This window comes from Methyloceanibacter stevinii (assembly GCF_001723355.1).
Classification (GTDB): domain Bacteria; phylum Pseudomonadota; class Alphaproteobacteria; order Rhizobiales; family Methyloligellaceae; genus Methyloceanibacter; species Methyloceanibacter stevinii.
The window spans coordinates 1-23,006 of record NZ_LPWE01000002.1 but is presented as its reverse complement, the minus strand read 5'-3'; the positions used below and the strand labels follow the sequence as shown (position 1 = coordinate 23,006).

Below are 23,006 nucleotides of genomic sequence, written 5' to 3'. Positions count from 1 at the left end.
CGAGCCTGGTGGCGGCATGTGCCAAAGGGGCGTTGTTCTTAGGCAGCGCCAGCCTCTTTGGGGAAGAGGTTCACCGGGTTCGTGTCGGACTCGGCGAAAGACTGGATGAAGCTGTCGCGCCAGTTGAACAGGTCATAGGTCTCGATGCGCTGCCACAGCCGGTTGTGGCGGGCCCAGCGCTCCTGGCGGGGCATGGTCAGGGCCCGGTCCAGGGCCCGCGCCGTTTCCTGAATATCGTGCGGGTTGATGAGCAGCGCCTCGCGCAGCTGCTCCGCCGCGCCGGCGAAGCGAGAGAGCACCAGCACGCCGGGATCCTGAGCGGCCTGCGCGGCGATGTATTCCTTGGCCACGAGGTTCATGCCGTCGTGCAGGGGCGTCACGAGACCCACGTCACTCCGCCGGAACAGTCGGACCAGGATGTGCTGGGCGACGCCGCGATGCATGTAGATCACGGGCTGCCAGCTCAGGTCGCCGAAGCGGCCGTTGATGCGGCCCACCAGACGTTCCACGTTCTCGCGGATTTCCTGGTAGACGGGCAACCCCTCTCGCGTCGGCGGGGCGATCTGCACCATTCGGACCTTGCCGTGATGCTCGGGAAACTGTTCGAGCAGAACCTCGAAAGCGCGCAGGCGTTCGGGCAGTCCCTTGGTGTAATCGAGGCGGTCCACGCCGATGATAGTCTTGATGTCGTTGCCCACGTCGGGAAGGAGCGGACCCTTGGCGTCTTCCTCGTCGGCGAGCTTCGCGAAGTGCTCGACATCGATGCCGATGGGGAAGACGGACGCCAGCGTCGTCTCGCCTTGCGCGGTCACCCGGTCGCCCTGAAGCTGCTCGCCGTCGAGCGAAGCGGTGACGTAGCGCCGGAAGTTGTCCCGGTCCGACGTGGTCTGGAACCCCACCACGTCATAGACCATCAGCGCATTGCCGAGCCGCTTCTGGCTCGGGACCGCCGCGAAGATTTCCGGCGAGGGAAACGGCGTGTGCAGAAAGAACCCGATGCGTGCCTCGCAGCCGCGGCCGCGCAACTCCTCCGCCAGGGGGATCAGGTGGTAGTCGTTGACCCAGATGATGTCGTCCGGCGTGATCAGCGGCATCAGCGCGTCCGCGAAGCGGGCATTCACCTGGAAGTAGATCTCGCTCTGCTCTTCGTTGGACTGGGCGAGATCGAGCCGGTAGTGCAGGGCAGGCCACAGGCAGCGATTGGCATAGCCGAAATAGTAGCCCTCAGCCTCTTTGTCCGTGAGGTCGATGGTGGCGACGGTCAGCCCTGCAACGTGCTCGACATGGGGCGGTACCGAGAGAGCGTCGTCACGCGTGTCGCCGCTCCAGCCGAACCAGAGCCCTTTGGACGCCTTGAGCGCATCCCCAAGGGCGACGGCCAGGCCGCCGGTTTGGAACTTGGCTTTGAAATCGGCCACCCGGTTGGAAACAACGACAAGGCGGCGCTTATTTTCCGTCTTCTCAGACATCAGCTCTCGAGTTCACCCTGATCGGCTTGGTGCACCATCGCGAATGGGAGTGTGGCCGAATCAGTCGTCGGTTGACTTGCGTGCGTCATATCGCTTGTGGATGACGCGGCCATGTCCCCCTGAAGATTGGCGTTCGGTCGTTCACAAACAATGTGCCGGCGGTGCGGTGCTTCGCAGCCGGGCATATGATCCTAAACCGGAATCGTCACCAAGGGTTCGGAACATATAGAATAATTTTCGCCCTGTTCGGGGGCTAGTCCGAGTTTACCAAATTTTTTGCCGATTGGCCCATCGGCTTCCTGTTCAACATCGTGCCGATGGAAATCAATGACCGATAATTTGCCGGATATTCCGCCCGAGAGCGCCTTCTTCTTCGATTTTGACGGGACGCTGGTCGAAATTGCTCCGCGTCCGGAGTTGGTTGCCGTGGAGCCCAAGGTTCGCGAGGTGCTGGAAGGGCTTGCCGTGAAATACGACGGCGCGGTCGCCATTGTCACCGGCCGCCCCCTGGACGCCGTGGACGGTTTCCTGGCGCCAATCCAGTTGGCGACGGCGGCGGAGCACGGCTCGATCCGGCGCGATGCGACAGGTGCCCTGCACGTCGATGAGGGGAACGCGGAGGCGGTCGAGGCGGCCTATGCCATCCTGCGGCCCTTCGCGGAAGCGAATGACGGCATGATTCTCGAGCGGAAGCGGTCATCCATCGCCATACACTACCGGCAGCGGCCGGACCTTGCGGGTCCTTGCGAAGGCCTGGTCCAGGAGGCGGTGGCGCAGAATCCCGCCCTCGTCATCCTGCCGGGCAAGATGGTGTTCGAGCTGAAGCCCAAGGGTGTCGACAAGGGCGAGGCCGTGCGGGCCTTTCTCGGGGAGGCGCCTTTCCAGGGCCGGACGCCTGTCTTCATGGGCGACGACGTCACCGACGAGCACGCCTTCGAGGTCGTGAACGCGCTGGGCGGGCTCTCCATCAAGATCGACGACGGGGAGACGATCGCCAACTACAGGACGGACCGTAAGGGTCTGTTCGATTGGCTTTTTCAGCTCGTCGACGCCCGTTAGAGCCTCTGCCGCGCCGGCTGACTTACATCCAGCAGTCGCTATTCCTATATATAAGGCCGGTGTGTGAAGGGCCGGGGGGCTCTGCCTTCAGTCAGCTCCGGGTTGTCATAGGAGAGGTGTCATAGGGCATGCTTGACGACGGACAGCGCGGCACCGCCCTCGTGGAAACCTACGACGGCGGCGCGCACGACATGGATGATGTGTCTATCGATTCCCCTGCAAAGGAGGAGTCCTGGCTGTCGCGCGTCACGCGCCGCCGGACTACTCCCGCCGAGAAGCGGGAGCCTCGACCAAGCTGCGCCCCATCAAGCAGAAGGTGGTGAAGACGGGTCCGCTCGGCATGTTCCTGAAGCCCATCGGCATCGCGATCGGTCTGATCCTGATCGCCTATGCGGTGCTGTCCTTGGGGACCACGTTCTACCGCAGTTACTACCGCCATCTGGATCACACGGCCGCCGTCCATCCCGACGGGAGCCTCTTCGACATCTTCAAGCCGGCGAAGACCCTGCCGCCCGACGCGGTCGATCTCGTGGTCAAGGACGTCGACGGCAATCTGCACAAGCTGGTTGTGGGTCAGTCGGAAGCCGACAAGTTCGTCAACGACACGATCCTGATGCTCGACGAGGAGCGTGCAAGGATCAAGCGGGCGGCCCACGAAGATCTCTCGCGCAGCTTCGCCCTTGCCTTCCAGGACCGCGACGAGGCCATCGAGGACTATGCCGACTGGTTCTTCGCGTGGAAGCGCTCCTACATCGTCTTGAAGGAGACGGTGGCGTCGGCGGTCAGCCGGTTTTTCGAGACCGGCAAGTACGAGTCCTTGAGTGAGGCGATCAAAGCCGATGTCGAGGAGTACTTCCTCGAGAACTACACGGACCAGGTCTTGAAGCCCGAGGTGCGCGACCAAGTCATCACCAAGGGCGTAGAGCAGGCCGTCCGGCATGCGCACGACAGCTACCGGCGTGTGATCGCCAACACCGATATGCGGCTCCAGCTCTTTCTCGCAAAGAACACGAGCAATATGGAGGACATCCCCAAGACGACCTCCATGACGAACGTCAAGCTCGACTGGGATGCGCAGAAGTGGAAAGCACCGACCTATCTGATGGAAGACCGCGCCTATGACGGCGTCGTGGGCGTCGGTGCAGCCGCGGCGGGCGGCACGGTCGGTGCACTGACGCTCGGCCGCGCGATCAACGCCATTGCGGCGCGCAGTTTCGGTCAGATGTCCACGCGTATGGCCACGTCGCTTGCCACGCGTGCGGGTCCCGCGCTCCAGGGCGCGGCGGTCGGAACGGTTGTCGAGCCCGTGGGCGGTCAGGTGATCGGTGCGGCGCTCGGCGTCGCGATCGGCATCGCCATCGACTACTTCGTCAACGAGGCGAGCGAGGCGATCAACCGCGAGAGCTTTGTCGCCGCCAATGAAGAAGCGCTCGACGCCACGATCGCCGCTTGGCAGTTGGGCCTCGACAAGAGCGTCGACGATGCCATCGACAGATGGTTCGATGATGCGAGAGCGTCGGTTGTCCTCGCAAACAAGTAGGCGTACCTCAGAAGCGTATGCGTTCGAGTCGGGTCCGGCGCGCCGTCGACGCGCGCCGTCCAGCTGGCTCACGGTGCAGCGGTCGTCTGCCGGCGACACGGCCCCTGACGACCCGGACACCGGCCTGGGATTGCTCCCACGTTCCGGAGACGACGGTACGAACGAAGAGAAGGACATTTCGGCGATGGACCACAGCGCCAAAGCGATCAAGCATCCGGCCGGAAGCCGGTCTTTGCGTGACGCTATCCGCAAGGCAAGGCTCGAGGAGGCCGAACGGCTCGATGAGGCCGCCGACCAACGAGACGGTGAGCTTGCGCGTCTGGATCTGCTGAAAGCGGAGTTGGAAGCGGTCTTCGCCGAGATTCCGAACCACGACGACCGGTTCAACCTGGCGCTGGTGCCGAGCCGTCCGGCCCGGCTTTGGATCGATCTCTTCACCTACGTGACAGTCGAAGACGGCGCGAATGCCTATCTCTTCATGCGCAATAGCGAGAACGGGCGGCGGACCTTGTTCCGTTCGACCAACGTCGCCGAGACGGCAGACCGGATTACCGACTATGTGGCGGCTCAGATCGTGCAGCGGGAACGCACGGAGGCGGGCTTGACCCACGCCGGTGTCCGGTCCCGGTCCGTGCCGGAGGAGGAACGGCCCCGCGTCAACACGCGCATGGTGGTCATGAGCTTCATCGTCGGCCTGCTGACCGGCGCTGTGGGTCTGTTCGCCGCGGTTTGGCTCAGCGTGACCTGATCACCCGCTTTTCGGACTCCTGAACCTCACCTTCGCGCGTGGCGGCACGGCCCGTCATCTCCACCCGCCAGCCGTTTCCGGCCCGCTCGATGGCGTATTCGTTGTAGCGGGCGGCAGGGATGCGGCCATCGACGGCTTCCGATGCGGACGGAGCGCCCACGACGACCGCCGGGCCGCTGACCGTTTCGAATTCGACGAGGCTCTGTTCGTGGTTGTGTCCGTGCAGGACGAGTTCCGCGCCATGATCCCGCAAAATATCCCTGACTTCGGCCGCGTCGCGCAAGGCGCGCCGCCAGCCCGCTTGGCCCGGCAGGGGCGGATGGTGGATCAGCACGACGCGGAACAGCCCGTCGCGTCCCATCCTATCGAGGATATCGCCCAACGCACGGCGCTGCTCGGTGCCCAAGCGTCCGGCCGCAATGAAAGGCGCGGTCGGAATGGCGGAGGACAGGCCGATGAGCGCGATGTCGCCGAATCGGCGCACGAAGGGAAACTCGCCTGGAACCTGCTCATAGAGCGCTTGGCCCGGTTCGTTCCCTTCCATGAAGGGACGCCAATGAGCCGTGGCCTTGTCGGGATCCACGCGCACATAGGCATCGTGATTGCCCGGAATGACCGTGACGGCGTCCGGGGACCCGAGATTGCGCAGCCACTCTGCCGTGAGCGGGAACTCCTGGGGAAGTCCCAGATTGGTGAGATCGCCGGTGACGGCGATGTGGTCGGGGCCGCGCGCCTTCAGATCGTTCGTGAGCAGGTCCAGGATGTCGCGCCGGTGCACGAACTTCCGCCCGCGGTGCCAGTTCACGTAGCCAAGCAGACGCTTGGACAAGAGCTGGCGACCCTTCACCTTCGGCAAGGGGCCGAGATGAATGTCCGACATATGGGCGAGAGTGAACACTGGCTGGGCGAAAGACTATCCTGGGGGGAAACGGCATGGGCACACTAACCCGGCGCGGCGGTGCTGAAAACGCCTCAGTCAATCTCCTTGGACAGGAGGCTCGCCCGGCGGCCGTACGTCAGATCTCGGTGCGCGTGCTGTGGCGGAACTCGGTCGGCGACGCACCGAAGCGTCTACGGAAGCAGCGGTTGAAGTAGGACACTTCGTTGAATCCGCAGGTGAAGGCCAAATCGCTGATCTTGAGCCTGTCATGCACAGGGTCCGCGAGCATCGCGCGTGCCTTCAGGAGGCGCAGTTCGAGGACTCTTGCCGTAAACCCAAGACCCGTCTCCTGCACCAGTTCCTGAACATAGCGAGCTGACAGGCCAAGTATCCGGCCGACGACGTGGGCTGAAAACGTCGGGTTTGAGAAGCCCTCTTGGATCCTTCCAACTATTTCGCGCGTGCGCGCGGCACGAAGTCCTCGTCCTTCGGCGATCTCCGCGACGTCCATATTGGCGCCGAGCGATAGAGCGACAAGATCCATAAGCATGGCGTCCAGGCGACCGCTCAAACCATTGTCGTCCCCAAACTCGTCGGCCGTCAGAAGGAATTCCATATAGCGCCGTAGATGACGGACGGCCGGGCGCGTGGCGTCGATCGGTTTGGCAACCATGTCTTCGGCGCGGGGGACCAGTTGAAGCAGGGGTGTGGCCGGGACAATAAGGGTAACCCATTTGGTTCCAGTCTTATTCCCAACGTCGATCGTGTCGGCGGTACACCCGAGCCACATCTGCTGCGGAGCGTAGACCTGTTCCCGGCCCTGTTGCTTGACCGTCGTAGATGACATGCCGTTGTTGAAGGCAATCAAATACGCGCCGGAGCCGTCGACAGCTTGTTGCGCCGTACGTCTGAACCGCTGCACGGTCGATTCTGATCGCACAAGCCCAAGCGAACTAATCTGCAAGAACTCGGATCGGGCTTTGAATGGCTGATCTGCAAGCCGGGTGAAGTCCGCGGAACCGTAGCGCCAAGCGAAGATTTCGCGCCAACGATTGAACCGGGTGCGGTCGTCGAGTTCGTCGGGAAGATCCCCCGAGGAGAAAACGAGCCTTTTCATTGAGCCGGAACTTCCCCTGCGGCCTGGAGCCGTGCAGGCAAAGATAGGACGGCGCGGGTCGGCCACCTAGACTTTTCGATGTGGCTTGGCGGCAACAAGGGGCGAGAAATGTCCTTGGCCGGGAAATGTTCAATTCCAACAGTGACGAGGACAAGACGGGAGGGCGCCTTCAGGGCGAGATGGACCGATCGGAGATTCCAGTGAGCCGGGCACACGGCGAAACAGAGCACAGACGGACCCATCCTATGATTGTCAATCCGAAGGATCCCATGCGAATGGCTCTCGTGGTGCCCCGTGGGGCGCTCGCTGTCGCCGTTGCGATGGGTCTTCTCGCTGTTTGGAGCTCCCCAGCTGTCGCAGGCTGCGTGTCGGGTCCTGGCGGAGTTGGGACTGCGCTTTCCGATCCCGATTGCGAAGCGTTCGCGTCTGGTGTGGGTTCGCTGGCAGTTGGCAAAGGCGCAATCGCGCCAGGTTTCAACTCTACCACTATCGGCACATTCGCTGGCGGTCTTGCCGCTGCATTTGGGGGCAATACGGCAATAGGTACATCGGCCGGCACGCTCTCGGAGGGAGACCATAATACGCTGATCGGCGCGAGTAGTGGGCAGCTTGCGAAGGGCGACCGCAATACGTGGAGCGGCACCCTCAGCGGATCGGAGGTCACGGGCAACGACAACGCGGCCTTTGGTTTCGCTGCCGGCCAATCCGTGACCGGCAACGATAATGTCGCCATGGGTCATGCGGCGGGGAGCAACATTACTGCCTCCAATACGGTTGCCATCGGTACCCGTTCGCTGGCCAGCGCAAACGGCGCTACGGCGATCGGCATGGACAGCCAAGCGACGGGCGCCAACGCCATCGCCATCGGCTCGAATGCGGTGGCCACGGGCTCCGTCGCAGTCGGCAACGCCGCCACCGCATCGAATGGCGGTGCGGCCTTTGGTGACTTTGCGTCTGCCACCGGCTCCAACAGCACCGCTATCGGCCCGCACGCGAGCGCGGCCTATGCCAACTCGGCGGCATTCGGTGCGGGCGCTACCGCGACGCGGGCGCGCCAGCAAGTGTTCGGCACATCGTCGAACAGCTACACAATGCCCGGCCTCACCTCGAGCCACAGCAAGTCGGCGCAAGGCAGTCCGACGCATGTGGTGACCTCCAACGGTAGCGGCGATCTGGCTGCCTACACCTTCTCCGAGCTGGGTCTTGCGACAGGTGCTGAGGTTGATGCGCTGAATACACGCATCAACAAGGTCGGCGCGCGGACGGACGAGGCTATCGCGGGCGTCGCGCTGGCGATGTCCATCGAAAATCCGGATTTGACCGGCAATGAGCGATTCGGTGTGGCGGCGAACTGGGGTGCTTTCGAGAACGCGAACGCGATCGGCATGTCGCTGATGGGCGTGCTTGGCACCGACTTCGTGGCCAAGGGAGACCGGGTGGCGATCTCCGGCGGTTTCGGCATCGGCCTGGACAACGGTAGGGGTGATGATGTTTACGGCGGCCGAGTCGGTCTTCAGTGGACCCATTGAACGCGATCGCGTGTGAGCAGGTCCAGGATGTCGCGCCGGTGCACGAACTTCCGCCCGCGGTGCCAGTTCACGTAGCCAAGCAGACGCTTGGACAAGAGCTGGTGCTTCTTCACCTTCGGCAAGGGGCCGAGATGAATGTCGGACATATGGGCGAGCGTGAACACGTGCACAATTTGAACCTTTTCAACTTCCACGGGGGGCAAGATCCTAGCCTGATGAAATCATTCAGGGAACAACGGGACTTCAGGCACCTTGAGCCGGTTGCCGGCCCAGGTTCTAACCCTCGAGTTTCGTGTCACGTACCCCTTGGCAATCCGACTGCCGCAAGTTGGTAGTGCACTTGCCTTGCAATCTTGAATCGCATGGTGGAAATTACGAATCACTCGGGTTCGATGTCACGCAATCGCGTTCCTTAGTCTGCGGCGACTTCGCTGACAAAAATCCTACCGCGCCAAGCGCGGGCATGGGGGGGGACGCTTGTGGCTAGCATTTCAAAGATTTTCGCTTGGGCGTTGCTGACGATTGCAGCCGGTGCCATGGTCGTGCCGGACAGAGCCCACGCGGTCGAGTGCTCGAACGGCGGTGCAGGGGCCAATCCTGCAGGCGACGACACCGGCGACGCAACCGCCACGGCGTGCGGACAGGGCGCCAGCGCGGCCGGCAACTCCGCCTCGGCCTATGGCAGCAACAGTTCCGCGGGCAATTACGGCGCTGCCTATGGCGTGAATAGCACGGCGAGCGGCAATAACAGCTCCGCCTTTGGCCTGGGAAGTACGGCGGGCGCCAAAGCAGTGCAGCCTTTGGTACCGGTTCCAACGCGAGCGGCTCGGACAGCGCGGCTCTCGGTCCCGGCGCCGCCGCGACCGGCATCTACAGCGCGGCCGTCGCCACCGGCAGCAATGCAAGCGGCGAAGCCAGTGTGGCGGTTGGGAAGAACAGCCGGGCCAGCCAGACCAATGCTGCCGCTTTTGGCGCTAGCGCGCAAGCAACGGCGACGAATTCCGTGGCGCTCGGGTTCAACTCTACAGCCGACATTGCCAATACCGTGTCGGTGGGGTCGTCCACCAATCAGCGGCGCATCGTCAATCTCGATGAAGGGACGCTTTCGGCATCGAGCACTGACGCGGTGAACGGCAGCCAGCTCTATCAAACGAATCAGCTGGTCGCGAGCATCGCGGACTCTAGCCAGTATTTTAAGGTGGACCCCGCGACCGGGTCGATCTCTGTCGGAATCAATCCCCAGTCGAGCGGCGCAAACTCCATCGCCATGGGTACGAATTCTGTGGCCACTGGCGCGAACAGCACGGCGATTGGGCCTAACAGCAGCGCGACCTATGAGAATTCGGCCGCCTTCGGCAACAATGCCAAGGCGACACGCGCCAACCAGCAGGTCTTTGGAACATCATCCAACACCTACACGATGCCGGGCGTCACTTCGCGGCGCAGCAAGGTAGCGCAGGGCAGCCCAACGCACATAGTCACATCGAATGCGAATGGGGACCTTGCGGCGTACACGCCTGCGGCGTTGGGTCTTGCTTCGACTTCCGACATTGCGGGACTGCAGTCGGAAATCGACAAATTGGGCCAGCGCGATAGGGCCCTTACCGAGGGGCTTGCATCCGTGGCCTCGCTCGCGCAGCCCATCATTCTACCGGGGCAGACCTTTGCCATGCGCGCGGGCTGGGGTGGCTACGACGATGCGAGCGCCGTGAGTCTTACGGCGGCAGGAGTGCTCGCAAGGGATCTACTGCATTCTGGCTCCGGCACACTGATTGCGGATGCGGGCATCGGCGTCGCACGAATGAGGGTGAGGTTGCCGGGCGCGCAGGTGTGACTTTCGGCTGGTAGTCGACTCTTCTCACCGCGTGCCGGAGCTTCCGTGTGCTGGTTATCAACTTTCAGGCCTCGCAGGCGAGCTGAGGCGGGACGGGTCCTATCCTTTGAGGAGGCTGTCCCGTCAGACCGTCGAATACCGTGGCAAAATCGGGAGATAGAGAAGCGCCTGTCTTTTGTGTTGGGTCTCTGTCTTCTTGTATTCTCAGCTGGACTGGCTTTTGCCCAAAGCGAGGTTGAGGTTCAGGTCGCGCAGCAAACTGTGGCCATGCCCAGCGCCGAGAAGATCGTGATTTTGGTGAGGAACAGTCTCATCACCCTCAATGGGGCGTTGCAGACCGGCAATTACACCGTGTTGCGCGATATCGGTGCTCCCGGCTTCCGCGACGCGAATAGTGCGGCGAAGCTCTCGCAGATATTTTCAAACCTCGTCATCCAAAAGGTCGACCTTTCCGCGGTGGCCGTGGTCGCGCCGCAACTTGCGCAACAGCCTGTACTCGATCAGGAAAAGGGTATGCTGCACCTAAAGGGGTATTTCCCGGGGGAGCCCATGCAGATCAATTTTGAGCTGCTCTACCAGGCGGTGAATGGCCAATGGCGTCTGTTTGGGATTTCCGTGCAGCCGGGGACCGCGCAACACGCGGCGCCGAGCGCTGAAGCATCAGGCGCGGGCGAGGCCATGCAAGAGTAGGAAGTGCCGAGAACGGTGCAAGGAGGTTTCTCGCTTGAGCACCAAAGTACCACGCAGCAGTCGCCTGTCCCGGGTCGTGACGGCCGCCATCCGGCCAATCTGGCGCATGCGCCGGGGTATGACGCTCGGGTCCCAGGGCGCCGTGATCGACGAGGCAGGCCGCATTCTTCTCGTGCGGCATAGCTATCGGGCGGGCTGGTTCTTCCCCGGCGGCGGGGTGGAATGGGGCGAGACCCTGGAAGAGGCCCTGGCGCGCGAGCTCGAAGAGGAGGTCGGCGTCACCCTGACCGGTCCACCGGCGCTCTATGCCATGTACTCCAACAGCGCCAATTTTCCCGGCGACCACATCGCCCTCTACGTGGTGCGGCAATGGACGCGCGATGGGGATTACCGGCAGATGGGCGAGATCGCGCAGACAGGGATGTTCGCCCTGGACGATCTGCCCGAGCCACTCGACCCGGGCACGAGCCGCCGGCTTGCGGAGATATTCGATGGCGCGCCGGTCAGCCCCAAATGGTCCGGCTAAGCGAAGCGTTCGCTATTCGTCGCCCGTCATCAGTTTCTTGGTGATCTTCGCGACGTGGTGACCCTGGAAGCTCGCGAGGTTCAGCTCCTTCTGCGAGGGCGTGCGGGAGCCGTCCGGTGCGGCGATCGTGCTTGCGCCGTACGGAGAGCCACCACGAACCTCGCTGATATCCGTCAGGTCGGGCGCGGAATAGGGCAGCCCCACGACCACCATGCCGTGGTGGATCAGGGTGTTATACACGGACACGATCGTCGTTTCGTTGCCGCCGCCCGTGGACGTGGAGGTGAAGACGCTGCCCACCTTGCCGATCAGCGCCCCGGCCGCCCAGAGCGGTCCGGTCTGATCGAGGAAGTAGCGCATCTGCGACGACATGTTGCCGAAGCGGGTCGGCGTTCCGATGATGATGCCGTCGTACTCGGCGAGTTCGCCCGGCTCGGCGATCGGGGCCGGTTGTTCGACCTTCATGCCGGCGGCGGACATCACGTCGTCCGGCATCAGCTCGGGCACGCGTTTGACCGTGACCCGAATATCCTCCACCGCGCGAACGCCGTGCGCCATCGCGTAGGCAAGCGTCTCCACGTGCCCATAGGAGGAATGATAGAGAACGAGCAGCTTCGCCTTGTCTGCCATGAATAACCCCGCTGAACCATCGGGGCGAGCCTCGGCGCCCCGGCATTGCCAGAACCGAAGTCTAGCAATTCCAACACTATAATGTGAGGCGATAACACTTAGTGAACTTGTAGGGCTTCGTAAACTTACCCCTGTACCCCGAGCCCGCAATGGGCGCTGGACCTGGGGCGCCCGTCCATGATATTGGCAGCGCCCATGATCTGGACGACCGACACCATAAAGTCACTTCAGCGACGACGAGCACGCGTCCGCTTTCCGCGGAACGCTTGATCCTCGCCGCCGCCTCGTCCGTACCCACACACAATCAGTTGGTCACGTTTGGCGCCCGGTAGGGAGTGTCCCTTCGCCTCTTTCCTTTGGTGCCGACTCTATGATGACCTTTGAAATTCGCCCCGAAACACCCGCCGACATCCCGGCGATCAACGCTCTTTCCGCGACCGCCTTCGGGCCGGGCCGCTTCGCGCGCAGCGCCTATCGCGTGCGCGAGGGCGTCCCGCCGGTGTCCGAGCTCAGCCTGACGGCCTGGTCGGAAGGCCGGATCGTTGGCGGCGTCCGGTTTACGGCCATCCGGGTCGGTGACCGGGACAGCGGGCTGTTGCTCGGTCCGCTCGTGGTCGATCCGAGCTTGGCTGGGAAAGGCTGCGGCAAAGCGCTTCTGGAGGAAGGGCTGAACCGGTCGCGCGCGGCAGGCTTCGGCTTCGTGCTGCTGGTCGGCGACATGCCCTATTACGGGCGCTTCGGGTTCAAGCCGTCCGCACACGGTGCGATCACGCTGCCGGGGCCGGTCGATCCGGCGCGGCTCTTGGGCGTCGAACTTGCCGAGGGCGCGTTGGAAGGCGTGGGCGGCCAAGTCCGCGCCTACGCGGCTTAAGCCTTTGCGCTGTTTCTAACGGCCTTCGCGATACCAGGCGGCGGCCAACAGGCCGAGCAGGAGGGCCAGCGCCAGGAACCCGCTGAACAGCGGGAACAGGCGCACGCCCTTGACGTGGTAGGCGTCTCGCTTGTGCAGGCCAAGCCAGTCGGCACCGTGCATCACGCGTCCGCTGCGGATCATGGCAAGGCGCGGCAAGGTCTCATTGGCACCTTCTTCGCGGCCCATCCAGAACGCGCCGCCGCCCGTGCCTTCGAGGACCGGTGCGAGAGGTTCGGTCGAGGCCGTCACGGCGGCGAACTCGCGCGTATTGGCCTTGCCGACCGTGGCGAGGCTCGCAAGTTCGCCGGATGCGATGCGATAGACGCCGTGTTCGTCGACCTGGATCACCTTGCGCCAGATGCCGCGTTCGCCCTTGTCGAGCGTAACGGTCATCTCTTCGCCGGACGGCGTGGTCACGGTGACCGGATCGATCTCGTCTTCGATCGAGCGGCGTTCGATGATGAGGCTTTGCCCCTTGGAGGAAGCCCGAAGGGTCTCTTCCTCAAGCTCCGGCTCTTTCATCAGCCAGTGCGCAAGCCGCCGCAGCAGGTCCGAATAGGGACCGCCGCCGTCATAGCCGCGCGCCCAGAGCCAGGCCTGGTCGGACAGGAGCACCGCGACGCGGCCCTTGCCGCGCTCGCCGATCACCAGAAGCGGCCTGTCGTCGGCGCCCGTCATCAAGACTTCCGCGTCGCGTGGCGAGACGTCGACCACGCGGAACCAGCGGCCCCAAGTCGGCTTGCTGCCGTCCTCGCCGCCACCGCGCGCGCCGGCAAGGTCGCCAGTGACCGGGTGCTTGGCGCCAAATTCGGACAGGGCCGGGCGGTAGGGCCGCTCCACCACGCGTCCAGACGGAGCCGCGGGTAATATCGACCCAAGTGGAGTGCGATAGAGGCTTAAGGGCGAGGCGTAGTCGTCTCCCGAGGAGACCAGCACCGCGCCGCCGCGTTCCACATAACGAGCGACGTTCTCGAGATAGAGCAGCGGCAGCACACCGCGCCGCTGATAGCGGTCGAAGATGATGAGATCGAACTGATCGAGCTTCTCTTGGAACAGCTCACGCGTCGGGAAAGCGATCAGCGAGAGCTGATTGATCGGCGTGCCGTCTTGCTTTTCCGGCGGCCGCAGGATCGTGAAATGGACGAGATCGACCGACGCATCGGACTTCAACATGTTGCGCCAGGTGCGCTCGCCCGCATGGGGTTCGCCGGAGACCAGCAGCACACGGAGGTTTTCGCGCACGCCTTCGATCGGCAGCAGGACGCGGTTGTTGATTTCGGTCAGTTCCCCGTCAGCGCCGTCGACCTTGATCTCCACGATGTTGGGGCCGGCATGCTTGATATCGACCGGGATCTCGACCGGGGTGCCGATGCGCACGATCTCCTTCTCGGGCTCCTTGCCCTGCTGGGTGATTGTCAGCGTGGTGATGTCGTCCTCGCGAGGTTTGGACTCGCTCACCTTGACCTCGACAGTCTGCGTGCTGCCGACGATGCCGAAGCGGGGCGCTGCGATGACCTCGAGACGGCGGTCAAACTCGTCGTCCTTGCCGGTCAGAAGTGCGTGTACGGGCGCATCGAAGCCGAGCGCGGCGACCTTCTCGGGCACGTCGTGAACCTGACCGTCCGTAATCATGATGACGCCTGCCAGCCGGTCCGGCGGCACGTCCGCGAGGGCTTGGCCGAGATCGGTGAAGAGCATTGTCCCGTCGCGGTCGGGTTCGTCGGTGGACGAGCCGGAGCGCACGACGCGGGTCTCGAGATCCGGCACTTCCTTGAGCCGTTCCTCGAGCGCGTTACGAAGCTCGGCGGTGCGGGCCGTGCGGCCGGCAAGCGTCTGGCTCTGACTGTCGTCCACCACTACGGTGACGATATCGTTGAGCGGCTCGCGGTCTTCGCGCTTCAGGTGCGGATTGGCGAGCGCCAGCAGCAACGCGGCAAAGGTGAGAAGCCGGAGAACGGCGCCCCGCCGCGCGCGCCAGAACAGAAGCACCAACAGCACGGCGCCAATGCCGGCGATGATCCAAATGGCCGGCCACGGCACGAAGGGGACGAAGGTGATGGACCAGTTCATCGTCTACTGCCCCAGCCTTTCCAGCAGCGCAGGCACATGGACCTGGTCCGCCTTGTAATTGCCGGTGAGGGCGTACATGACGAGATTGACGCCAGCGCGGAACGACATCTCGCGCTGCAGCTCACCGCCGGGCACCACCGGGTAGAGCGGGCGGTTGCTGTCATCCAGCGCCCAGGCGCTGGCGAAATCGTTGGACGTGACCACGACGGAGCTCACGCCGTCCGTGCGCCGCGCCCGGGCGTTGCGTTCCGCCTCGTTGGCCGGTTCCGCCTCGACCCAGAGCGACCCGCCGTCCCAGCGGCCCGGGAAGCTGTTCATCAGATAGAACGATCGGGTGAGCACATGGTTGCCGGGAACGGGCTCGAGAGCCGGAAGATCGAGCCGGCCGATCAGGCGGGTCAGCGCCTTGCCCTGGCTCCCGCCATAGGCGACGCGTTCCTGGTCGCGCGTGTCGAAGACGATCATGCCGCCTTGCTTCATGTAGGCATCGACCTTGGCGAGTGTCTCGTCCGACAACGGTTCGGCATCCTCGCGCACCGGCCAGTACAGAACCGGGAAGAACGACAAATCGTCGGTTTCGATGTCGACGCCCATCGGTGCGCCGGGCTCAAGCGCGGTGCGGGCGCCAAGGACTTTGCTGAGACCCAAGAGGCCGTCCTGGCTGGTGCGGTCGATCCGGCTGTCGCCAGTCAGGACATAGGCGAGGCGAGTCTTGAGCGTTGCGTTGAGCGCAAACTCCTCCGCGTCCGCGTCGGACTTGGCTGCCGTTTCGACGGTGTCGGTGTCCGCCGCTTGTGCGGTATGAGGCGCCGTGGCGGCCGCGGCGAGCAGCATCGCAAACACCATTGCAGCCGTGGCCCGGTGCGGCCTGCGGAAGCCGAGGCCCGTGCTCAGGGCGAGGACCGCCAGAATATCGAGCGCGAAAAGGCCGAGCGCCGCCAGATAAAGCCACGGCTCCAGGGCGAACGGCTTCTTCAATGTGTAGAAGCCGACCGTACTCGCGCCTGCTACATCCGGAAGGGGTACGAGTTTTGTGTCGGTCTTGACGATGTTCAGCGCGCGGGCCTGGCCGGAGGGACCGTAATAGCCCGGCGGGTGATCGGGACCGGCGACCGTCTTGGCGAATTGATCGGGCGTAATGGGAGCGGCGTTAAGAGGCGGCGGCACGAGCTGGCCGAAGCCGTCGAGGGTCTGAACCGGTGCGAGCGCCGTCGTTGCGGCACGGCGCGGCGTGTCCGCGGCGGCATCGGCGGTTCCGTCGCCCTCATCGGCCGAGGAAAGGATCTGGCTCGGCCCGAGCGCCATCGTCTGACGCAGCATCTGCACGAACAGGCCCGACAGCGGCAGGTTCGACCAGTCGGAGTTTGCGGTGACGTGGAACAGGACGACCCAGCCGTCGCCTTGGCGTTTCGCGGTGACGAGTGGCGTGCCGTCGGTGAGGGTCGCCCAGATCTCCGCGTCCATGGTGACGGCGGGGTCGGCGAGGACTTGGCGATTCACCCGGATGTCTTCAGGCACGTCGAGGCCGTAGAACGGGCTCTTGTCCTCGAAAGGCGAGAGAGGTTGCGGCGTACCCCAGGACAAGGCGCCGCCGAGCGACCGGCCGCCGCGGCGCAGCGCGACGGGCAAGAGCTCGTCGCCGCCTTGCTCGAGACGCGGGCCGGCAAAGCGAATCAGGACACCACCCTTATCGAGCCAGGCTTCCAGCTCCTCCTGGGTCGCCGGCGTGAGCCGCCCGATATCGGCCAGCACGATGGTGGAGACGCGCTGTTTGTCGATCAGGTCGTTGATGGCGGTGGCGACGTTGGCTTCGGTCGGAATGAGCACGTCCGCGTAGGGCGACAGCGCCCGCTCCACATAATAGAGCGGCGACAGGAGCGGCTGGGCTTCCTCTTGCGATTCACCCGAAACGATGCCGACGCGATGCCATTGGGATTGCGCGTCCAGGAGATGCACGGCGCTCGCGGAGCGCTGCCCTTTGATCTGCAGGCGCGCGACCTGATTGCGGATTTCGAGCGGCAGGTCGAAGGGGGCGATGGCTTCGGTCTCGCCGCGCTTGATCCTGAAGGGCGCTTCGCCCAGCGGTTCGCCCCGTGCCGTCACAGCCCGGATGGTTCCCGGAGATCGGACCCTCGGCTCCAGCGACGACCCGGCCGGCGAGCGTGCCGCCTTCGGCGCGGGCATGCCCGACGCCCAGCGGGGTCTCCAGCGGGCCGGGTTGGACTGGGCTGCCGCCGTCGGCGAGCGTGCCGAGCAGGATGCAAAGTCCTCGGCATGGCCATAGTCCAAGCCGTCGCTCAGCCAAATCACGCTGTAGCCGGAGGTTTCCTTGAGCGCTTCCTTCATCGTCGCGGTGACGGCTTCGCGATCCGGCGCGAACGGCTGGGGCATGAGCCCGGCAATGCGCTCGCGGACGGCGTCGGCAGGCAGCGCCTCGCCGATCTCGTCGGTGGCGGCCGTCGGCACGATCAGCACGTTGCGGTCGCCCCGGTCGGCGCGGTCGATCGCGGCCTCGATAGCCTCGCGCCTTGCATTCCAATACGCAGCCGAGGCCCAGCCATTGTCGACCACGAGGAGCATGGTGCCTTCGCCGGTGAAGCGGCCCTCGTCCGGATTGATGACGGGCCGCGCGAGAGCGAGGATCAGCAATGCGGCCAGCAGCATGCGCATCAGGGTCAGCCACCAGGGACTACGGGCCGGCGTCTCCTCGGTGGGCTTCAGCTCGGCGAGCAGGCGGGTGGGTGGAAACTCGACCACCTTCGGGCTCGGTGGCGTGAAGCGCAGCAACCACCAGATGGCGGGCAGCGCCGCCAGGGCCAGCAGGATCCAAGGCTGCATGAAGCCGATGGGGCCGAGCGTCATCATGAGCCGGCTCCCTTAGCGGCCGGCGCCGGCTCAGCCGTGCCACGTGCCGCGCGATAGCGGTAGTCGCGATCCTGGCCTGCGAGTTGACCATGGATGGCCAGCAACACTTCTTCGGCGGGCCGGTCGGTATGGTGCACGACGAACGACCAGCCGAGTTGACGGGCGACCTCCTGCAAGTCGAGGCGATGGCGCTCGATCCGTTTCTGATACTTCTCGCGAAGATCTTCGGCACGGCCCGCGATCATGGTCGCGCCGCCTTCGGAGGCTTCGAACTCCGTCCGCCCCGAATAGGGCAGGGTCTCTTCGGCGGGGTCGAGGATCTGAACCAGATGGCCGCGCACGCCTTGGCTGGCGATCTGGTGGAAGCGTTCGACCATCTGGTCGATCGGCTCGAGGAAATCGGAAAACAGAACACACTCGGAAAAGCGGTTCAGGCGCGCGGGTGGTGGCAGGCTGCCGTCTGCCGTTTCGCTGAGTAGGACCTCCGCCACCTTGCGGCTCGCAAACCGGCCCGAGGACGGTGCGCGGGCCCATGAGGCCGATGCGCTCTCCGGCGCGCGCCAATAGTTCGGTGAGCCCGAGCGCCAGCACGACGGCGCGGCTCTCCTTGGAGGTCTTCGACAGGAACGACCGGAATCGCATGGACGGCGACAGGTCGAGCCAGAGCCACACCGTGTGCGCCGCTTCCCATTCGCGTCGCGCACGAACAGCCGGTCGGAGCTTGCCGAACGGCGCCAGTCGATCGCCGCCACGGAATCGTTGGTGTCGAAAGGCCGGAACTGCCAGAAGGTCTCGCCAGGCCCAGGCTGGCGGCGGCCGTGGGTGCCGTGCGTCACCGTGTGGGCGACACGGCGCGCCTCGACGAGAAGCGCAGGCATGCGCGCCGCAAGCCCGTGGGCTTCGGCCTCTTCCGTCAGAAACGGTTGAAGCGCTGCGCGTGCGTTTGCCACCGCAAGGCCTACTTCAGCGGCTCGATGAGCCTTGCCATCATGTCGCTCATCTCGATCCCTTCAGCGCGGGCGGCGAAGGTCAGCGACATGCGGTGCTTCAGGACGGGTTCGGCGAGGTCGATCACGTCGTCCACGGACGGGGCCAGACGGCCTTCCATCATGGCCTTGGCGCGGACGGCCAGCATGAGCGCTTGGCTCGCGCGCGGCCCCGGACCCCAGGCGATCATCTCGTCCAAGGTCTGGTCGATCCCGGTGCCGGGGCGGGCGGAGCGGACGAGCTTCAGAATCGCGTCTACGACCTGATCGCCCACGGGCAGCTGGCGCACCAGGCGCTGCGCGACCATCAGTTCTTCGGCGGACAGGATCGTCTTGAGCTTGCGCTCCTCGGTGCCGGTGGTGGCGAAGAGCATGCGCCGCTCGGACTCCGCATCCGGGTAGGACACGTCGATCTGCAGCAGGAAGCGGTCGAGCTGGGCTTCGGGGAGCGGATAGGTGCCTTCCTGCTCCAGCGGGTTCTGGGTCGCAAGCACGTGGAACGGCAACGGCACGTCATGACGGACGCCTGCCATGGTCACGTGATGCTCCTGCATGGCCTGCAGCAGAGCCGACTGCGTCTTGGGGCTCGCGCGGTTGATTTCGTCGGCCATCAGAAGCTGGGTGAAGATCGGTCCCTTGACGAAGCGAAACTCGCGCTTGCCGCTGGAATCTTCTTCCAGCACTTCGGAACCGACGATATCGGACGGCATCAGGTCCGGCGTGAACTGAATGCGCTTGTTCTCGAGACCGAGCACGGCGCCCAGCGTTTCGACGAGGCTCGTCTTGGCAAGGCCCGGCACGCCGATGAGGAGGGCATGGCCACCCGAGAGCAGCGTCACCAGCGCCAAGTCAATGACCCGCTCCTGACCGAAGATGACGGACGAGGTCGCCTCGCGTACATCCTGGATTTTGCTTCCGATTTCGTCGAGGCGGTCGACGAGCTGGGGCTCCGATTCAAGTGTGGTCATGACTGTCTTATCTACGTTTCCGTTTGGGTGAATCCACAAGCTGGAGGAAAAATAGGGCTAAAGTCGTATGGAAGCAGAACACTTTGGCCGGCAATCGGATCACAATCCCTTGTTCGTGTCTCTTAAGTTCTTTCTTGCGAACACAAGGTCGTTTTGGGCTCAATACGACAATGCCTAAAAAGTACTCCCAAGGACTCGTAGCATCTGCCAGTGATGGCGGCAAACCGGCCGAGGCATCATTGCCAAAGCTTAATGTTTGCGGGGATATCGGCCTGAAAATCGCCCGCGACGGCACCTGGTTCTACGAGGGTTCGCCCATCGGGCGAAAGCCTCTCGTGAAGCTGTTTTCGACCGTGCTGAGACGCGAAGACGACGGGTTCTACCTCGTCACGCCCGTGGAGAAAGTGCCCATCGAAGTCGAGGGCGAACCGTTCATCGCGGTCTCGATGGCGCGGGACGGAGAAGGGCCCGACCAGCGTCTCACCTTCACCACCAATGTGGACGACGAAGTCACCGCGGGGCCCGAACACGCAATCGGATTTCGCGCCGAGCCGGAAGGCGGTCAGGCGCCTTACGTGGACGTGCGGAACGGGCTGCGGGCCCAGCTCTCGCGCGCGGTCTATTACGAACTCGCCGAGTTGACCGTGGAGACCGATGAGGGGCCCGGCGTCTGGAGTTGCGGCGCGTTCTTTCCCTTTCCCATGGACGCGTGATGCACAAGCAACCACATATTGACGGCGCGCTCGATTTCGGCTCGTCGCGCAGTTAAGCTCTGGATGCTGGCCACCTATTTCAGTTGGCTGGGACCACGATTTTTGAGGAGACCTGCGGGCCTAATGCAGCAAGTGCTCATCGACATTCTGTTTGTCCTTTTTCCGTTGCTTATTCATGCCGCATACACGGCCTGGGAAAAGAACGAGCGATAGGATTCCACGCAAGCGGCGTAAGAAGACCGCGTGTAACAAGCCGATCAGGGGAGACTGCCGAACGCGATGTTGCGCATTGTTCTCATCAACATCCTGTTGTTTCTACTGCCTTTCCTGATCTATGCGGCCTATGTGGTATGGGTGAAGGGCGTCGCGCCCAATCGCGCCATGGCCGGCGCGCCGTTCCTCTGGCTCATCCTTGCCGGCCTTGTCGTCCTGTTCATCGGGCTGCTCACGCTGGTGGAGTTCACCGGCGGCGATCGCGAAGGCAGTTACCAACCGTCGGTTCTGCAAGACGGCGTCATCAAACCGGGCGGGATCGATTGACGTTTCGCCCGTCCTGTCGGACCAACCGCCATTCGGATCAACCTCCATGGCCGAACACGACACACCGCGAGATGCGCCCCAGGACCTGCCGCCGCCTTCGCTCGACGGGGCTGCGTGGCTGGCAGGGCCTGAGACCGGCCGCGTCTCGCGGCGCTCTCGGGCGAGACGGACGCCACCCGCGCCGTCGGCGGAGCCGTGCGCAATGCGCTGCTCGGATTGCCGGTCGCCGATGTGGACTTCGCCACGACGCTCCACCCGGAGACTGTCATGGCGCGGGCGCGCAAGGCCGGCCTGAAGGCCATCCCGACGGGGCTCCCCCATGGGACGGTGACGGTGGTCGCCGACGGCGTCTCCTTCGAGGTCACGACGTTGCGGCGCGACGTGGAGACGTTCGGCCGCCATGCCACGGTCGCCTTCACCGAGGACTGGGCCGAAGATGCCGCCCGCCGTGACTTCACGATCAACGCGCTTTACGCGGACGCGGACGGAACGCTGTTCGACCCGCTCTGCGGCTATCCGGATCTCGTTGCCGGGCGCGTGCGCTTCATCGGCGACGCTGTTTTGCGCATCAAGGAAGACTATTTGCGCATCCTGCGCTTCTTCCGGTTCAACGCGTCCTTCGGCCGGGGCGCGTTCGATGCGGAGGGTTTGTCGGCCTGCGTGCGTGAACGTGCTGGTCTGCGCCAGCTCTCGGCGGAACGCATGGCGAGCGAGCTGAAGCGTCTGCTTGTCGCGCCGCGCGCGTATGAAGCGGTCTATGTGTTGTTCGCCTTCGGGCTGCTCTGCGACATCCTTGGGGCCGTGCCGCGCCTGTCCCGTTTCGCGCGTCTCATCGAGATCGAGGCCGCGCTCGATCGCGAGCCCAGCGCCATTCTGCGGCTCGCGGCCCTCGCGGTCTTCATTCCCGAGGACGCCAAGCGGCTCGCGCGCCGTTTCAAGCTCTCCAATGCGGAACAGGCGCTGCTCGCGCTGGCCGGTGTGCCGTTCGACGACGACTTGCCCAGCGAAGCTGCCGCCAAGCGCAAGCTCTACCGGCTAGGCCCCGAAAACTACGCCTCGCGGATGCTGCTGGCCTGGGCGACCAGCGATGCGCCCGCGACCGATCCCGATTGGCGCCGTGCCGCGACACTGGCCGAGCGCTGGAAGGCGCCGGTCTTCCCGTTGCGCGGACCGGACATCACGGCGCTGGGTTCGTTCTCCGGCCCCGAGATCGGCGAGATGCTGCGCGCGGTGGAGCAGCGCTGGATCGATGGTGGGTTCGAAGAGGATCGCGACGGGCTGCTGGCGCTCGCCGGGAAGTTGACCACGGACCGAGACGGATAGCGCCAAGAAAAAAGCCGCGCCCGAAGGCGCGGCTTTCTCGTTTCTCGGTGCGTCCCGAAAGGACGCGACGGAAAGGGGGTAGGCTTAGAAGCCCATGCCACCCATACCGCCCATGCCGCCCATGTCGCCACCAGGCATCGCGGGCGCGGACTTCTTCGGGATCTCGGCCACCATCGCCTCGGTGGTGATGAGCAGGCCGGCCACGGAGGCGGCGTCCTGAAGGGCGGTGCGTACGACCTTCGCCGGGTCGATCACGCCTTCCTTGACCAGGTTGCCGTACTCGCCGGTCGCGGCGTTGTAGCCGAAGTTGTACTCCTTCTTGTCGAGGATCTTGCCCACGACAACGGCGCCGTCTTCACCGGCATTCTCGGCGATCTGACGCAGCGGCGCCTGAAGGGCACGGCGAACGATGTTGATGCCGACCTTCTGGTCGTCATTGCTGACGCGGAGGGACTCGATGGCGTCGAGCGCACGCAGCAGCGCAACGCCTCCGCCCGGCACGATGCCTTCTTCGACGGCTGCGCGGGTCGCGTTCAGCGCGTCGTCGACACGGTCCTTCTTCTCCTTCACCTCGATCTCGGTGGCGCCGCCGACCTTGATCACCGC

20 protein-coding genes and 1 pseudogene are annotated in these 23,006 nt (G+C 64.3%); 11 read left to right on the top strand and 10 right to left on the bottom strand.

The features are described from left to right. Nucleotides 1-38: 38 nt before the first annotated feature. A complete protein-coding gene (locus AUC70_RS00735; protein ID WP_069443145.1) occupies nt 39-1,469 on the bottom strand; it encodes an alpha,alpha-trehalose-phosphate synthase (UDP-forming) in 1,431 nt (476 codons plus the stop codon). 327 nt (nt 1,470-1,796) lie between these two features. Here AUC70_RS00735 and otsB point away from each other — a divergent pair, with 327 nt between their 5' ends. The 3 genes from otsB (at nt 1,797) to AUC70_RS00720 (ending at nt 4,816) form a co-directional block, all read left to right on the top strand. Beyond that, nucleotides 1,797-2,528, top strand: coding sequence for a trehalose-phosphatase (otsB, locus tag AUC70_RS00730; protein ID WP_069443144.1), 732 nt, complete (start codon nt 1,797-1,799; stop codon nt 2,526-2,528). A gap of 316 nt (nt 2,529-2,844) precedes the next feature. Continuing rightward, a complete protein-coding gene (locus AUC70_RS00725; protein ID WP_069443143.1) occupies nt 2,845-4,068 on the top strand; it encodes a hypothetical protein in 1,224 nt (407 codons plus the stop codon). A gap of 73 nt (nt 4,069-4,141) precedes the next feature. After that, complete coding sequence (locus AUC70_RS00720; RefSeq protein ID WP_069443142.1) at nt 4,142-4,816, top strand: hypothetical protein; 675 nt, start codon at nt 4,142-4,144, stop codon at nt 4,814-4,816. On the opposite strand, the gene AUC70_RS00715 is transcribed toward AUC70_RS00720, so the two are convergent. Together AUC70_RS00715 and AUC70_RS00710 are read right to left on the bottom strand one after the other, a co-directional pair. After that, nucleotides 4,803-5,714, bottom strand: coding sequence for a metallophosphoesterase family protein (locus AUC70_RS00715; protein ID WP_083241115.1), 912 nt, complete (start codon nt 5,712-5,714; stop codon nt 4,803-4,805). The genes AUC70_RS00720 and AUC70_RS00715 overlap by 14 nt on opposite strands. Nucleotides 5,715-5,832: 118 nt before the next feature. Next, nucleotides 5,833-6,813, bottom strand: a complete 981-nt coding sequence (locus AUC70_RS00710) for an AraC family transcriptional regulator (RefSeq protein WP_069443140.1) — start codon at nt 6,811-6,813, stop codon at nt 5,833-5,835. A gap of 269 nt (nt 6,814-7,082) precedes the next feature. Between AUC70_RS00710 and AUC70_RS16940 the strand changes: the two genes are divergently transcribed. Further along, nucleotides 7,083-8,342, top strand: a complete 1,260-nt coding sequence (locus AUC70_RS16940) for a hypothetical protein (protein WP_206599282.1) — start codon at nt 7,083-7,085, stop codon at nt 8,340-8,342. On the opposite strand, the gene AUC70_RS00700 is transcribed toward AUC70_RS16940, so the two are convergent. Beyond that, nucleotides 8,327-8,536, bottom strand: coding sequence for a hypothetical protein (locus AUC70_RS00700; protein WP_069443138.1), 210 nt, complete (start codon nt 8,534-8,536; stop codon nt 8,327-8,329). The two genes, AUC70_RS16940 and AUC70_RS00700, sit on opposite strands and share 16 nt — an antisense overlap. 674 nt (nt 8,537-9,210) lie before the next feature. Here AUC70_RS00700 and AUC70_RS00695 point away from each other — a divergent pair. The 3 genes from AUC70_RS00695 (at nt 9,211) to AUC70_RS00685 (ending at nt 11,392) form a co-directional block, all read left to right on the top strand. Beyond that, complete coding sequence (locus AUC70_RS00695; protein ID WP_425283573.1) at nt 9,211-10,176, top strand: hypothetical protein; 966 nt, start codon at nt 9,211-9,213, stop codon at nt 10,174-10,176. A 177-nt stretch (nt 10,177-10,353) separates the two neighbouring features. Continuing rightward, nucleotides 10,354-10,866, top strand: a complete 513-nt coding sequence (locus tag AUC70_RS00690; RefSeq protein WP_083241113.1) for a hypothetical protein — start codon at nt 10,354-10,356, stop codon at nt 10,864-10,866. A 34-nt stretch (nt 10,867-10,900) separates the two neighbouring features. Next, nucleotides 10,901-11,392, top strand: coding sequence for an NUDIX domain-containing protein (locus AUC70_RS00685; protein WP_244505435.1), 492 nt, complete (start codon nt 10,901-10,903; stop codon nt 11,390-11,392). Between the two features lie 12 nt (nt 11,393-11,404). On the opposite strand, the gene wrbA is transcribed toward AUC70_RS00685, so the two are convergent. Next, a complete protein-coding gene (wrbA, locus tag AUC70_RS00680; RefSeq protein WP_069443135.1) occupies nt 11,405-12,022 on the bottom strand; it encodes an NAD(P)H:quinone oxidoreductase in 618 nt (205 codons plus the stop codon). A 370-nt stretch (nt 12,023-12,392) separates the two neighbouring features. On the opposite strand from wrbA, the gene AUC70_RS00675 reads away from it, so the two are divergent. Continuing rightward, entirely contained in the window at nt 12,393-12,893 is a 501-nt protein-coding gene (locus AUC70_RS00675) for a GNAT family N-acetyltransferase (protein WP_069443134.1), read from the top strand. 15 nt (nt 12,894-12,908) lie between these two features. Here AUC70_RS00675 and AUC70_RS00670 read toward each other — a convergent pair whose 3' ends face one another. From AUC70_RS00670 to AUC70_RS00655, 4 genes and pseudogenes are all read right to left on the bottom strand, one after another. Then, entirely contained in the window at nt 12,909-15,005 is a 2,097-nt protein-coding gene (locus AUC70_RS00670) for a hypothetical protein (protein WP_069443133.1), read from the bottom strand. Between the two features lie 3 nt (nt 15,006-15,008). Next, a complete protein-coding gene (locus AUC70_RS00665) occupies nt 15,009-17,870 on the bottom strand; it encodes a DUF4159 domain-containing protein (protein ID WP_069443132.1) in 2,862 nt (953 codons plus the stop codon). Further along, a pseudogene (locus AUC70_RS00660) lies at nt 17,867-18,748 on the bottom strand (DUF58 domain-containing protein). The gene AUC70_RS00665 and the pseudogene AUC70_RS00660 overlap by 4 nt, the downstream one beginning before the upstream one ends. Nucleotides 18,749-18,828: 80 nt before the next feature. Next, the gene (locus AUC70_RS00655) at nt 18,829-19,824 is read right to left on the bottom strand and encodes an AAA family ATPase (protein ID WP_069443130.1); all 996 of its coding nucleotides are present in this window, start codon (nt 19,822-19,824) and stop codon (nt 18,829-18,831) included. 170 nt (nt 19,825-19,994) lie between these two features. On the opposite strand from AUC70_RS00655, the gene AUC70_RS00650 reads away from it, so the two are divergent. The 3 genes from AUC70_RS00650 to AUC70_RS00640 all read left to right on the top strand — a co-directional run bounded on the left by AUC70_RS00650 (nt 19,995) and on the right by AUC70_RS00640 (nt 22,400). Next, on the top strand, nt 19,995-20,537 hold the full coding sequence (locus tag AUC70_RS00650) for a DUF1285 domain-containing protein (RefSeq protein WP_069443129.1): 543 nt from the start codon (nt 19,995-19,997) through the stop codon (nt 20,535-20,537). 279 nt (nt 20,538-20,816) lie between these two features. Beyond that, nucleotides 20,817-21,077 (top strand): DUF6111 family protein, encoded by a 261-nt coding sequence (locus tag AUC70_RS00645; RefSeq protein ID WP_069443128.1) that lies wholly within the window; start codon nt 20,817-20,819, stop codon nt 21,075-21,077. A 195-nt stretch (nt 21,078-21,272) separates the two neighbouring features. Further along, entirely contained in the window at nt 21,273-22,400 is a 1,128-nt protein-coding gene (locus tag AUC70_RS00640) for a CCA tRNA nucleotidyltransferase (RefSeq protein ID WP_141701869.1), read from the top strand. An 84-nt stretch (nt 22,401-22,484) separates the two neighbouring features. On the opposite strand, the gene AUC70_RS00635 is transcribed toward AUC70_RS00640, so the two are convergent. Continuing rightward, the coding region (locus AUC70_RS00635; RefSeq protein WP_280138186.1) for a TCP-1/cpn60 chaperonin family protein at nt 22,485-23,006 on the bottom strand (522 nt) is incomplete at its 5' end.